The 14,351-nt window shown below is 59.6% G+C and carries 10 protein-coding genes; 6 read left to right on the plus strand and 4 right to left on the minus strand.

The genetic code is table 11. The annotated features are described in order from the left end of the window. Positions 1 to 89 precede the first annotated feature (89 nt). From L901_RS21250 to L901_RS21265, 4 genes are all read right to left on the minus strand, one after another. Positions 90 to 1,718 carry a CTP synthase gene (locus L901_RS21250; protein ID WP_059760448.1) on the minus strand — a complete coding sequence of 543 codons (1,629 nt, stop codon included), beginning with the start codon at positions 1,716 to 1,718 and terminating at the stop codon, positions 90 to 92. Positions 1,719 to 1,877: 159 nt separating this feature from the next. Beyond that, positions 1,878 to 2,342: a preprotein translocase subunit SecG gene (secG, locus tag L901_RS21255; protein WP_059760449.1), complete on the minus strand. Its 465-nt coding sequence runs from the start codon at positions 2,340 to 2,342 to the stop codon at positions 1,878 to 1,880. Positions 2,343 to 2,457: 115 nt separating this feature from the next. Beyond that, positions 2,458 to 3,228 (minus strand): triose-phosphate isomerase, encoded by a 771-nt coding sequence (gene tpiA, locus L901_RS21260; RefSeq protein ID WP_059760096.1) that lies wholly within the window; start codon positions 3,226 to 3,228, stop codon positions 2,458 to 2,460. Positions 3,229 to 3,440: 212 nt separating this feature from the next. Then, positions 3,441 to 4,322 carry an alpha/beta fold hydrolase gene (locus tag L901_RS21265; RefSeq protein ID WP_059760098.1) on the minus strand — a complete coding sequence of 294 codons (882 nt, stop codon included), beginning with the start codon at positions 4,320 to 4,322 and terminating at the stop codon, positions 3,441 to 3,443. 225 nt (positions 4,323 to 4,547) lie between these two features. Between L901_RS21265 and parE the strand changes: the two genes are divergently transcribed. The 6 genes from parE to L901_RS21300 all read left to right on the plus strand — a co-directional run bounded on the left by parE (position 4,548) and on the right by L901_RS21300 (position 14,323). Continuing rightward, complete coding sequence (gene parE / locus L901_RS21270) at positions 4,548 to 6,662, plus strand: DNA topoisomerase IV subunit B (RefSeq protein WP_059760100.1); 2,115 nt, start codon at positions 4,548 to 4,550, stop codon at positions 6,660 to 6,662. A gap of 1,061 nt (positions 6,663 to 7,723) precedes the next feature. After that, positions 7,724 to 9,715, plus strand: coding sequence for a ShlB/FhaC/HecB family hemolysin secretion/activation protein (locus L901_RS21280; protein WP_245289674.1), 1,992 nt, complete (start codon positions 7,724 to 7,726; stop codon positions 9,713 to 9,715). 102 nt (positions 9,716 to 9,817) lie between these two features. Next, positions 9,818 to 10,381 (plus strand): invasion associated locus B family protein, encoded by a 564-nt coding sequence (locus L901_RS21285; protein ID WP_059760103.1) that lies wholly within the window; start codon positions 9,818 to 9,820, stop codon positions 10,379 to 10,381. A 38-nt stretch (positions 10,382 to 10,419) separates the two neighbouring features. Continuing rightward, entirely contained in the window at positions 10,420 to 11,334 is a 915-nt protein-coding gene (locus L901_RS21290; protein ID WP_245289675.1) for a ChaN family lipoprotein, read from the plus strand. Beyond that, positions 11,331 to 13,358: a filamentous hemagglutinin N-terminal domain-containing protein gene (locus L901_RS21295; protein ID WP_245289676.1), complete on the plus strand. Its 2,028-nt coding sequence runs from the start codon at positions 11,331 to 11,333 to the stop codon at positions 13,356 to 13,358. The genes L901_RS21290 and L901_RS21295 overlap by 4 nt, the downstream gene beginning before the upstream one ends. Before the next feature lie 125 nt (positions 13,359 to 13,483). Next, positions 13,484 to 14,323 carry a tetratricopeptide repeat protein gene (locus L901_RS21300; protein WP_245289677.1) on the plus strand — a complete coding sequence of 280 codons (840 nt, stop codon included), beginning with the start codon at positions 13,484 to 13,486 and terminating at the stop codon, positions 14,321 to 14,323. Positions 14,324 to 14,351: the final 28 nt, after the last annotated feature.

A 14,351-nucleotide genomic window follows, 5' to 3' on the forward strand; every position in this document is an offset into this window, starting at 1 on the left:
AATCCTCCACACAAGCCCGAGCATGACGACGGAGAGCGCATCAATAAAAAAGGGCCGCTGTCGCGGCCCTCTTCATCTCATTCAAACCGTCAAACCAGCCGGCTCTGCTCCACCGCCGCTTCAATGAAGCTGGCGAAAAGCGGATGCGGATCAAGCGGACGGCTCTTCAGTTCCGGGTGGTACTGAACGCCGATGAACCATGGATGGTCGGGATATTCTACCGTTTCCGGCAGGACACCATCCGGCGACATGCCCGAGAAGACCAGGCCGCATTCTTCCAGCCGGTCCTTGTAATCCACATTCACCTCATAGCGGTGACGGTGGCGCTCGGAAATATCCGTGGTGCCGTAGATTTCGGCGATCTTGGTGTCTTTCTTCAGCGCCGCCTTGTAGGCGCCGAGACGCATCGTGCCGCCGAGATCGCCCTTGGAGGAACGCTTCTCCAGCTCGTTGCCCTTGACCCATTCGGTCATGAGGCCAACGACCGGCTCGGAAGTCGGACCGAATTCGGTCGAAGAGGCATTTTCGATGCCGGCAAGGTGACGGGCCGCTTCCACGACCGCCATCTGCATGCCGAAGCAGATGCCGAAATAGGGCACGTTGCGCTCACGCGCGAACTGCGCCGCCATGATCTTGCCTTCCGAACCGCGCTCGCCGAAGCCGCCCGGCACCAGAATGCCGTTGACCTTTTCGAGATAGGGGGTCGGGTCTTCCTTTTCGAAGACTTCCGACTCGATCCATTCCAGCTTGACCTTGACGCGGTTGGCGAAGCCACCGTGATGCAGCGCCTCGATCAGCGACTTATAGGCATCCTTGAGGCCGGTATATTTGCCGACGATCGCAATCGTCACTTCGCCTTCCGGCGTGCGAATGCGGTTGCAGACCTCTTCCCACGGCTCCAGACGCGGCTTCGGCGCCGGCTCGATGCCGAAAGCGGCCAGCACTTCCGAATCGAGGCCTTCCTTGTGGTAGGCAATCGGAACGTCATAGATATTCGCCACATCCAGCGCCTGGATGACGGCGGACGGACGCACATTGCAGAACAGCGAAAGCTTGCGGCGCTCCGCTTCCGGGATTTCCCGGTCGGCACGCACGAGCAGAATGTCGGGGTGAATGCCGAGCGCCTGCAATTCCTTCACGGAATGCTGGGTCGGCTTGGTTTTCAGCTCGCCGGCTGCCGGAATGTAAGGCATCAGCGTCAGGTGAAGATAGATCGCCGTGCCGCGCGGCAGGTCGTTGCCGAGCTGACGGATCGCTTCCATGAACGGCATCGCCTCGATGTCACCCACCGTGCCGCCGATCTCGCAGATGACGAAGTCGTAATCGTCATTGCCCTCGATCACGAAATCCTTGATCTCGTTGGTGACATGCGGAATGACCTGAACGGTTGCGCCGAGATAGTCGCCGCGCCGTTCCTTGTCGATGATGTTCTTGTAGATGCGACCGGTGGTGATGTTGTCGGTCTTGGTGGCCGAACGCCCCGTGAAGCGCTCGTAGTGGCCAAGGTCGAGGTCCGTCTCGGCACCGTCATCCGTCACGAACACTTCGCCGTGCTGTGTCGGGCTCATGGTGCCGGGATCGACGTTCAGATAGGGGTCGAGTTTACGAAGCCGCACCCGATAACCACGGGATTGCAACAAAGCTCCGAGTGCTGCCGCGGCGATGCCCTTGCCTAGAGAGGAGACCACGCCGCCTGTGATGAATACATATCGCGCCATGGGATTCACCGGATACCTTTTTACCTCTGATTCCGCCAGCCCAAATTTCATGCTGTTGCAAATTCGCTGTTGACGAATTCACAGTTCAACTGGCCGGAATGCGAACAAAAGAAAACCGGCAGGCTTTTGGCCTGCCGGAGCGTTAAATCAGAACCGGGCTTATTGACCGGTCGGAACTGCGTTCGGATCGGCGGGCTGCGCCGGGGCCGGAGCGGCCGTGCCGGAAGCGGCCGGAGCCGGGGTGGTCTGCGCCGGAGCGGCAGCGCCATTATTGGTCGGAACGCCATTTTCAGCCGGAGCCGGAGCGGGCGTCGAAGGCGTCGTCGCCGGGCCGAGCGTATCGAGAATGCCGTTACCCTGGCCCTGCGTGGCCGGAATACGGTTCAGAATGTCGGTCGGGCGCGATTCGTAGCGCGTCAGGAGACCGAGGCCGAGCGAAGTCGCGAAGAACAGCGCGGCAAGGATCGCCGTGGTGCGCGTCAGCGCATTGGCCGTTCCGCGCGCGGACATGAAGCCCGAACCGCCGCCGATACCGAGGCCGCCGCCTTCGGAACGCTGGATCAGGACCACGCCGACAAGCGCCAGCACGATCATGAGGTGAATAACAATCAAAACGGTCTGCATGACAATCCATTCCATGCCCCGCGCGGAGCACCATAAAGAAGGTTTTGCGGCTCTTTACATGAGGCGACGGCTTATTCCAAGCCCCTTTCCCGCTCCACTCGCAGGAAAGCTCGGATCAAGCCGTCAGTTGCTCGTATGCCGCATAGATGGACAGGAAGTCCGAGGCTTTCAAGCTCGCGCCGCCGATCAGCGCGCCGTCGACGTTGTCGACGCCCATCAGTTCCAGCGCATTGGCGGGCTTTACCGAGCCGCCATAAAGGATACGCATGGTCTTGCCGGCACCACCGAAGCGCTTGACGAGTTCGTCGCGCATGAAGGCATGGGCCTCGCGCACATCGTCCACGGTCGGCGTCAGGCCCGTGCCGATCGCCCAGACCGGCTCATAGGCGATGACGGTGTTTTCCGCCGTCGCCGCATCCGGCAGGGAGCCGGCAAGCTGACGCTTCAGAATATCGAGCGTCTGGCCCGCCTTGCGCTCATCCGCCGTCTCGCCGATGCAGACGATGGCGATGAGATCGGCCTGATGGGCGGCAACGGCCTTGGCGCGCACCAGATGATCGGTCTCGGCATGGTCGGTGCGGCGCTCCGAATGGCCGACGATGACATGGGTGCCGAAGCAGTCGGCGATCATCTCGGCGGAAATATCGCCGGTATGCGCGCCGGAGGCGTTCTGGTGGCAGTCCTGCGCGCCGATCATCAGCGGGCTGTCATCGCACAGCGCCGTTGCGACGTAGAGCAATGTCGAGGGCGGGCAGATCAGCGCATCCACCTTTTCTGACAGCGCGCCCTTGACGCCCTCTGCCATGGCCTTGATCTGATCGAGCGAGGCACGGGTGCCGTTCATCTTCCAGTTTCCGGCAACAAGCGGTCGAACATTCGGCGTCATGCGTATCCCATTCCCTTTGTCTCGTGTCCGCCTCTGGCGGCACCCCTTCCCACAGCCGTGTAACGGCCCATAATCGCGACAGAAACACTGCCGGAAATCCCGGGATATTCCTTTAACCTCAGCCGGCAGCAAATGGTACAAAAAAGCGGCCCAAAGGTTCAAAACGATGGGCAATTTCTAAAAAATTGCCGTTACCGACCCAAATAGACGCCTCAGCGGCTCAAAATCCAGTTCAAAACCGCCCGCCAGTCGGTCATGCGCACCGGTGTGCCGTGGCTACCGGTCTCATACCGCGTGAACCGCGCCGGCTCGCCGGCCTTCAGCAAGGAGCGGAAGATCGTTGCCTGCTGATCCGCCGAATAGACCTTGTCGGCGCTGCCATGGGTGAACCAGACGGGCTTCTTCGCCTTGGCAAAGACGCTTTTCGGAAAATCCGGATCGACCGCCCCGCCGAGGATCGCCATGCCCTTGAGATTGGCGACGGCCGCCTTGTCGCGGCTGATGCCGTAGCAGATGAAACTGCCCATTGAGGCGCAGGTCAGCACGACAGGCCTGCCGCCCGATTTTTTGGCCGCATCGGCAATCAGCGCCGCGATATCGGCAACGCCGTTCTCATCGAAGGAGCGCACGCTCGGCGCATAATAGGTACCGCCATTGGCGACGGCCAGATTTTTCAGCCGGTTGAAATTGCCGCCGAAGGTGTAGTCGTTCATGCCGAGCCGCCGGTCGCCGCCGCGTCCATGGATGAAGATGACCGTGAAGGCCTGCCCGCTCGCCGGCCCAACGCGGCCCACGTCAAGCGCCCTGCCCTCGACGGACATTGTTTCCAGTGCCTGCGCCTTCTTCGGCGTCATATCGACATATTGCCGTTTCACCCGCCGCTCGGGCACCTCGTCGCGGCCGTTGATATCGCGCATCTCCTGATAGTCGACGACTTCCGAAGCGCCGCCATCGGCCGTGGAAAGCACCGTCTGGGCGGAAAACAGCTCATCCTTGAACGGCCGCAGCGGCCCGTCGGAGGCGAAGGCTGCAACCGGCATGGCCGCAACAGTCAGGCTGAAAAGAGTACAAAACGTGAAATGAGCTGTGGACATGCCTTGGCTAACCGTTCATTCGTGGCTGCGAGACTTGCCATTGCAACCTCGCCAGCGCAATCCTCCTGTTGCGAAACCCTGACACAATCGTGGCATAGGATGCGCCGCATCTGCCAGACGGGCCCACTTCAAATCGGACGGGAACCGCGTTTGGCGTTATGATTGACGCTACTGGCATAATGATTCGCATGGCGAAATTCTGACACACGCTTTTGAACTTTGGACATGATGGACGACAGCAACGATCTCTTCTCCGGTCTTCCGGCAGCACGAAACAGCGATACGGAAACGAACGAGGACACCGCAAAGACGCCGGTGACCGCGGCCGCCAACGTGCCCGCCAACGCGAATGTGCAGCCGAAACCCGCAGCCGTTGCGGCCGTGACGCCGCCCGCGCCCGTGTCTCCATCCGGTGACGACTACGGCGCCTCCTCGATCCGCGTGCTCGAAGGGCTGGAGCCGGTGCGCATGCGTCCCGGCATGTATATTGGCGGCACCGATGAAAAGGCGCTGCACCATCTCTTTGCCGAAGTCATCGACAACTCCATGGACGAGGCCGTCGCCGGCCACGCCAATTTCATCGAGGTTCACCTCGATGCCGAAGGTTTCCTGACAGTCACCGACAATGGCCGTGGCATTCCGGTGGAAAACCACCCGCAGGTGCCGGGCAAGTCGACGCTCGAAGTCATCATGACCAAGCTGCATGCCGGCGGCAAGTTCGATGGCAAGGCCTATGAGACATCGGGCGGCCTGCACGGCGTCGGCGTTTCCGTGGTCAATGCGCTGTCCGATCTTCTTGAAGTGGAAGTGGCCCGTAACCGCAAGCTTTACCGCCAGCGTTTCTCACGCGGCCTGCCAATCGGTCCGCTGGAAGAGCTGGGCGACGTGCACAATCGCCGCGGCACCCGCGTGCGTTTCCATCCCGATCCGCAAATCTTCGGCGACCACGCGAAGTTCGAACCGGCCCGCATCTTCCGCATGGCCCGGTCCAAGGCCTATCTCTTCGGCGGCGTCGAAATCCGCTGGAGCTGCGATCCCGGTATGGTGCCGGCCGGCGGCGAAATCCCCGAAAAGGCCGTGTTCCATTTCCCCGGCGGTCTGAAGGATTATCTCGCCGCCACGCTCGGCAAGGAATTCACCGTCACCCGCGAGATTTTCTCGGGCCGCACGGAAAAAACCGGCGGCCACGGTGCGCTCGAATGGGCTGTCACCTGGTATGGCGGCGACACGCAGATCCATTCCTATTGCAACACCATTCCCACGCCCGAAGGCGGCACGCATGAGGCGGGCCTGCGTATCGCGCTCACCAAGGGCCTGAAGAATTACGCGGATCTGACGCAGAACAAGCGCGCCAAGGACATCACCACCGATGACGTGATGATCTCGGCCGCCGGCATGCTCTCCGTCTTCATCCGCGAGCCTGAATTCGTCGGCCAGACCAAGGACAAGCTCGCCACCGTCGAGGCCCAGCGCATCGTCGAAAACGCGCTTCGCGATCCCTTCGACCATTATCTTGCCGGCAATCCGGGCGAAGCGGCAAAGCTGCTCGACTGGGTGATCGAGCGCGCCGAAGAGCGCCTGCGCCGCCGCAAGGAAAAGGAAGTCAACCGCAAGACCGCCGTCCGCAAGCTGCGCCTGCCCGGCAAGCTGGCGGATTGCGCCCAGAACACCGCCGAAGGCGCTGAGCTTTTCATCGTCGAGGGCGACTCGGCGGGCGGCTCGGCCAAGCAGGCGCGCAACCGCGCCAATCAGGCCATTCTGCCGCTGCGCGGCAAGATCCTCAACGTCGGCAGCGCCAGCCGCGAAAAGCTCTCCGCCAACCAGCAGATCGCCGATCTCATCCAGGCGCTCGGCTGCGGCACCCGTACCAAATACCGCGAAGAAGACCTGCGATATGAGCGCATCATCATCATGACCGATGCCGATGTCGATGGCGCCCATATCGCCTCGCTGCTCATCACCTTCTTCTATCAGGAAATGCCGGAACTCATTCGCGGCAGCCATCTCTATCTGGCAGTGCCGCCGCTTTATGTCATCCGTCAGGGTGCCAAGAGCGCCTATGCCCGCGACGACGCCCATCGTGCCGAGCTGATGGAAACCGTCTTCAAGGGCAAGAAGGTCGAAATCGGCCGCTTCAAAGGCCTAGGTGAAATGATGGCCCAGCAACTGAAGGAAACCACCATGGATCCCGAAAAACGCACCCTGCTGCGTGTCGAGATCGACGATGTGGATTTCGAAGGCACCCGCGAGGCCGTCGACAATCTGATGGGAACCAAGGCAGATGCCCGCTTCCGTTTCATTCAGGAACGGGCGGCATTCGCGGATAATCTGGATATCTGATGAGAAACCGATCTAAGTATTGGCCAAAAGGCGTTAGATTTGGCCATTTTGGAAGCTAAAACTGGCCAAACCACATTCTACTGTTTCCGGGTGCTGAAAGGTGCCCGGAAAATACCTTAAGGAACAAAACAGGAATAAACTAGACAGGCCCGGTGTTGGATTATGGCAGATGCAGTGATTGCAAGTTGGGACGGGCACGACTATCAGGCTCGGTTCTTCTGGATACATGCTTCAGGCCTTCGCAATCCGCAGACCCCGCATGTCGTCGAGGTCTCGTACGAGACCGATGGCCCAAAGGGCTTCGATGATGTCGTCGTGCGGTATAGCCCGGGCCAAACTGAACGCCGTTCGTTTAGGGTGGAGACGGCCCACCACCGGTTATATTCCTTTACCGCTCCATTGATTCTGATGATGTTCGGGGTGTCTTGAATGGACATACGAGTCTCCCTGCAGGTTTTCGGGAGACGGTGGCTGTTTCGGATTAAGGGAGTTACCTGTTTGTCAGGGGGAAACTACCCGATCTCCGGCTGGAGAGGTGGATTTCTGGGCCCCGAGCGCCTGCCGCTTTCCGGCTTCAGCGAAAATAGGGACAGACCCGCGAGTCTACAGTCCCTTCCCCATCACCGCCTAGAAAACACACGTAAAGGTCGTTCATCTTCGCCCTTACTGGCCGGGCAAATCAAAAAATCTGTCCCGGATTCACCGAGTTTGGTGCCCATGCCCGACATTCAGGGCAGATCACAAACAATCACATATGACTTTTTGCACCTTATCCTGCGACCAATTCAACTGCTTGCAACCGGCTGCCTGCTTAACTTCGGACGGAAAAATAAAACCAGCAATGGCAAACACTTAAATATAATTTTGACGTGAAGTATCGACCCTTAGATACACTCTGGCCAGCACCGTGCGAGCTTCGATCTCAGTGAAATCCAACGCATAACTGATGCAAATTGGTAACGCAATTCTGATTATTCGGCTAAGCGCGCCAGAGTTGTCTTGCAAAACACCCTCTATTGATTAATGCGTCACATTGGGCAACATGGGGTTGAAGTTTATTGATGACCAGATATCTGGCCAGAGCGCGATTCGTCGTTCCGGCAGCTACCAAATCATCTACAGCAAGTGGTTTCGACGGGAAGGTGATCGGCGGTATCGCGCTGACCTCACCCGCGTTGCGAAACTTGGTCGTCGTTCTCTGCGCAGCTCTTTGCTTTGCTCCACGACCGACATGGTCACGGGATGATCTCAACAAACGATCATCGGTAGAGGCAAACGCCGGTCAGGCAGATCCAGGTGTCGCCGCATCGCAGGAGCCTGCCCTGACGATCCAGACATTTGCGGGTCCTACATCTGATAATGCGACGTCCGGTGCTTCACCATGTTTTCCCGTGGACACGATCCGTATCGAAGGCGGCCACGAACTCATTGGCAACGAAGCTGTGGAGGACGTGACAAGACCCTTCGCATTGTCCTGCCAGAGCAATGAAAGCGTCGGCGGATTGCTCAAGGCGGTGAATGGTCTTTTTGCCGACAGGGGTTTTGCCACGACGCAGGCCTGGTTGCCGGAGCAGGACATTGCCGCCAGCAGAACGCTGGTCCTGCGCGTTGTGCCCGGGCGGATCGATGCGGTCGTCTACAAGGAGGAGCAGCAGCCTTATAAGGCGTTCTTTCCCCGCATGGCCGAATTAAGTGGCAACGTCGCACGATCCACGTCCATTTCCGAGTTCGTGCAGCAGGCAGATGCCTGGTGGGAGGGCCTTGATGACGATCTCGAACGCCTGACCTTGCTGCCGCCGCCCGCCCGGATCGCGATGACTGGCACAATTGCCAAAGACGATGTCCTACATGTCGATCGCCTGCAGGACACACTCGATAGCCTCAACAGGGTTCCTTCGAACAAGGCAAAGGCAGAGCTTGTTCCGGGCAAAAGGCCGGCGACCTCCGATGTGCAGATCACGAACCGCATCAATGACGCGTTCAGGCTCTACGGCGGTTACGACACGGAATCAATTGAAGGTGTGGATAAGCTTCGCTTCGGGATCACGGCGGAGAAAGATAATCTCATCGGCATTAACGACATGTGGGGGCTGACGCTTAAGAGCGGCGTCGAGACTAATGAGCTAAGCGGCGATTTCGCTGTTCCCGTGGGACGCGCTACAATGAGGTTGAAGGGCGACTGGTCCGAAAACATGATCGACCTCGGCCCGCTTTCCGAGTTGTTCATGACGACCTGGAACGTTAGCGCAGGTGCCGACTGGATCGTTCATTCATCACGCACAGAGCGGCTCGTCGCCGATTTCACGGTCGCGCATCGCGAACAGAACCGCTACATCAACGGCGTTGCGCTGATGGATCAGCGCGTTTCTCCGCTTCAGGCAGGTCTGACTTACAGCCGCTTTTTCGAACGCGCCAACGTGTCGGCCCGGATCGGTGCCAGCCAGGGGCTGTCCATCTTCAATGCGCGCGAAGATGCCGACGATATCGACGACTCCACGCCCCACAGCCAGTTCACAAAGCTGGATGCATCCCTTTCAGGGTCTTATGTCTTTCCCGGGCGCGCCTCCGTTTCGTCCAGCCTGTCCACACAATGGGCGGCAACCGCGCTTTATTCCGACGACCAGATGACGATCGGCTCGCGCAGTTCGGTGCGCGGATTTTCCAATGGAAGCTTCAAGGCTGACCGGGGCGCGGTGTGGCGCAACGAGGTCGCCTTCGCGATGCCGGTCGATTTGCTTTTGGGGAAAGCCGGATCAGGCCCGCAGCCGGACAGCCAGAGCCCAGTGCAAATACCCGCCCCATCGTCGGAATGGGCGCGAACGACCCTCTCCCGTCTCAACCCTTATCTCTTTCTCGACGCCGGGCTCGGCCGCGACGTTGCCAATGAAGTCACCGGCTATCGGGTCGGCAGTGGTGTGGGCCTGCGATATGGCGGCCCGCGGCTTTCTTTCGACGTCGGCTACGCCTGGCGGGTTGCTGAAGACAGCCGAAGCCGGCGCGTGAGCGAGGAAAAGGGCGAGTTGTTCATGACACTGCGTTTGAAGGTTTTTTGAGCCATGCCGTTTTTGTTCGATCCTCCCTCAAGAGATGCTGGCGATAATTGCCTCACGTTCGGGCTGCGCCGCTGGCGGGTCTCATCGGTCTCCGGAATTGGCATGGCGACGTTTGTTGCCGTTGGATTGCTGCTGATCGCTCCTGCGGCGAAAGCAAATACGGATGACGGCAAGGCTCCCGCTGTCCGGGAAGAGACTTCCGGGGTTACGGCAGAAGCAGTCGTAGAGCCCAGGCGTTATGGCGACTGGGAACTGGTCTGCAGGCCGCAGGCGGATACCGCCACTCCGAAAGCGGAAAGCGCGGCATGCCGTCTCCAGCAGGCGCAGGCCGTCAACGGCGGGAAGGATGTCGTCTTTCTGTTCAACATTGCGAGGCAGGGAAAACAACGTGTCGCGATCATTTCGACGCCGCTGAACGTCTATCTGCCGGCAGGTCTGGAGTTGAAGATCGATGGCGGGCAGACACAGCGCGTTATCTTCGAGACCTGCAATGTCTCCGGATGCCACGCCGGCTTTGCTCTCAACGGCTCGCTGCTCGGCGCGTTGCGCAAGGGAAACGTTCTGACGGTCGCTCTCAAGGACACCAAGGCAACCACCATTCCGCTCAAGGTTTCACTCAACGGGATCAGCGCCGGTATCGACGCGCTGGATGCGGCAACACCATGAGAACAGGCAGGAAGATATGCGCAGGGATAGCTCGCCACGTGCTGCTTGCCGGACTGATGGCGGCAGGCTGGCTATCAATGGCCGGACAAGGATTGGCGGCACCCGGCGAGTTCAAGGACTGCACGGGCAGGATTGAAGAAGTGTCCAGCCGCCGCCCGATCTCCTTTGCCGACCTCGCCGGTCGCGTCGGCAAGGTGGATTACCTGCTCTTTGGCGAACGGCATGGCGTCCGGGAACAGGCGGTTGCGTCGTCCTGTGTGCTGTCGGCTATGGCAAAGGATGATCGTCCCGTAACCGTCGTGATGGAAATGCTCTCGCGCGATGACGATGCGGCAATTGCCCTCTATCGCAAAAACCATCCGGAAACACCGGCCGGGCTGGGCGCAGAACTTAAATGGTGGACGCGAGGCTGGCCAGCCTTCGACAACTGGTTGCCGCTCGTTGAGCGCGCATTCAGCCTTCGCATTCCGTTACGTGGCGGCGATCTGGCGGAAAAAGATGGACGCACGAGCGAACTGACACCAGGCGAGAAAAAGGCGATCCGCAAACGGCTCGGTGCAGCCGAAACCGCTGTCCGCGAAAGCTGGACGAAAGCAATGATGGCAGCGCATTGCGGCCTGATCTCGGACCGGCAGGCCGCGCAGAACGCCAACCATCAGATCCGCCGCGATATTTCCATGGCCGATGCCGCTGAGCAGGCCGGGATGTTGAAGCATGGTGTTCTGCTGCAGGTCGGCCGGGGTCACAGCCGCAAGGATCGCTCTCTTTATCAGGCCCTTGCCCGGGCAGACGCGTCGGTTCTGACCGTTGGCGCTTTCGCCGAAGGTGAAAATATCACCGACGAGGAGCGCAGGCTCTACGATTACCTGTGGATCGTCGGCAAGGCTGAACTGGCCGACCCGTGCAAATTGACAGGGCTGACGAGCAAGACAGGGGAGCCTATCTCCAGATGAGAAGCACGTTGCAGTTGGCAAACATGAAGCATTCCCTCGCAGCTAGCCTATCCTTGCTGCTGTGCGGCGTTGCGTTGCCCGCCTTCGCGCAGGTCATTCCGGACGGAGGCAGCAATACGACCACCAGTATCGACGCCACCAGCGGCGCTACGAACGTTCAGATCGCGCCAGTCGGCAACCCGACATCCGCCATCAGCCACAACACCTACACGGAATTTTCCGTCAACTCTCTCGGTGTTAATCTCGACAACCGGACAGTCAACGCACGCACAATCCTGAACGAGGTGACATCCTCCCGCATCTCGAACCTTAATGGTCCGCTGGATGTGCTGGGTGCCCGAGCCCATGTCATCATTGCGAATCCGAACGGCATTTCGGTCGACGGCGCAAGCTTCCGCAATACCGGAGGTGTCGTGCTTTCCACCGGTAAGGCGTCTGTCGTGAGCCGGCAGATCACATCCGGCTCCTTTCAGGATAATGTGGTGCTCAAGACAGAGGGCGGCACGATCGATATCGGCGCGGGAGGCCTTTCCGGCGCGATGTCTACCCTGCATTTGTTGGCAGGCCGCATCCGCGTCGACGGCCCTGTCGAAAACAGCTCCCCCCAATTGCGCTCGTCTATAGAACTGACCGCCGGCGGCAGTTCCGTCGAATACGATTCAGCGATCGTGCCGAACTCCGATCTCGAGAACTGGGGACGGATGACAGACGAGGGAAGCAACGACAATTCTGTCGCCATTGAAATAACCTCGCGCGGAACGCTGAAGGCCAATACGGTCCGCATCCGCGCCACCAGCAATGGCGCAGGTGTCAGCCACGCGGGCAACGGGCTCGCGGCATTCGGCGATTTCGTGATCGATGCATCCGGCAAGGTCACGACGAGCGGATCAATTGAAGCGAAGAACAATGTCCACATTAACGCAGGCTCGATAGAGGCCCGCTCAATGGCCGGTCAGCCTCAAAGCAAAATCGAAGCCATCAACGGCGCATTGACGCTTCTTGCCGGAACGGGTGACATCACAAATACCGGTGTTTTGATGAGCGGCAGCGGCCGCGACGGAGCGAATGCAGACTCCAAAGGTGCCGCTACACTCAAGGCTGCGGGTGATATCGCGCTTCTAACCGAGAATGCCGATCAGCTCGCAATCGTATTCGGTGCGAAGGGTGATCTCGATGTCCGCGCCGAAGGCACGATCATTAATAATACTGGCAGGCTGCTCTCGAATAACAAGGCCATTGTCGAGGCTGGTGGAGACATCCTCAATATCGCCGAGGTCCTTAACGGCGAAGGTGTCTGGCACTACCAGAAGGACGACGGCAAGCGGCTCTGGTACACACTCTGGCAATCGCGCGAAACGATCGAAACCATCAGCCTGGATTATGGTCAACAACGGGTGCCGGGCCAGCAGGCATATATCATCGGTGACAGTGTCGCGATGAAGGCCGGTGGAAACGTCGTCAACCGCGGCAGCTCGATCAATGCCAATACGGGATCTGTGCTGATTGACGGGACAAGCATTCTTAATGAAGGTGGGCTGTCCGGCTCCCTGCAGTTCGTCAATCGATGCAGGTTGACCTGCATCGGTTATGGCTCGTCCACGACAAATGTTGCGGGTGGCGCCATCAATGCCAACGGCAATATCGAATTGCGTGCCTCATCCTCAATCCTGAACAGATATGGCCAGATCGTCAGTTACGGCAGCATCAACGCGCGTGCTCCCTCCGTGGTGCTGGAGGGGGGCTCGATCCCGACCGTCGTTCAGCGTCCAACCGGCCTCTACAATTTCTGGGGTGGATCGACCGCGTGGATCGGGACCGGTGATCAGGGCGGCGTTTTTGAGGCGCCCCAGGGCAGTATCACGATCAATGCCTTCCGTCCTGTTCAGGTGACTGCGGGCACGCTGCGGGCGCGAGATGGTGTCTTTGCCCTCTCAGGCATCGAAACCTTCAAGGAAACGGCAGGCGAAGAATACCCGTTCGGCCTCGACTCCATCGGGCTCTTCCCGGGGATGGTGGGTAGATGATGGCAGGCCGAATTCACCGGAAATCACCATTCCTGTTCGCCGTGACGCCCAAACTCACGGCGCCGAAAAAAGACGACATTGCTCCCGGGCATGACCCGGAAAATCCCGATCACGGAGTTCAATCCATGCGCAACACATCATGCCGCCGACCGGCCCTCACCTCTCTGGCAGTTATCGCCCTCATGAGCGCTTTGGGTTTAGCCCATCCCACAGCGGCTGGCCCTCTTGAAGATGGCAAGGCGCTTCTGGAAAAGAAGGATTTTTCCAATGCGGCAAAGGCTTTTGCCAACGGTTTTGACAAGGGCGATGGAGAAGCCGGCTTTCATCTGGCGCGCATGGTCGAGCTCGGTGTGGGGTTTACACCGGACGCGGTGAAAGCACGGGCCCTCTATATTGCTGCGGCGGAAAAGGGTTCGGCTGCGGCGATGAACCGGCTGGGGCTCATGCATCTTCGCGGCGAAAATGTTCGCCAGGATTTTGCTGCCGCGGCTGAACTGATCTGCAAGGCCGCCGATCTCGGCAACCCGGAAGCCCAGTTCAATTGCGCAGGTCTTGCTCTCGATGGTCTCGGTCGCGCCAAGGATGCCGCAATTGCCTTCGGTTATTACGAGAAGGCCTCGCAACATGGCCACACCGGCGCGCGCAACATGGAGGCCGCACTTCTTCGAACCGGAACCGGAACCGAACAGGACCTCGCCAGGGCGGTGAAACTGTTCGAACAGGGCGCGTCGCTCGGAAACCCGGTCTCGCTCTACGGCTTCGCCGAGATGTTGGAAAAGGGTGAAGGTGTGGCTGCCGATCCGATCCGTGCCCACCTCTATTACAATCTCGCCAATGAACGCGGACATCCCGGCGCGCGTGCCGCTCTCGAGCGCCTGACGGCGAGCATGACACCGACAGAGATCGAGGATGCGCAGGCGCGTGCCCGCAACTGGAAACCGGCTCAGGCCGCGGAAGCAAATTGATCAATCACATTGAATTTCGAGAGGGACC

The organism is Agrobacterium sp. D14 (assembly GCF_001526505.1).
GTDB classification, from domain to species: domain Bacteria; phylum Pseudomonadota; class Alphaproteobacteria; order Rhizobiales; family Rhizobiaceae; genus Agrobacterium; species Agrobacterium leguminum.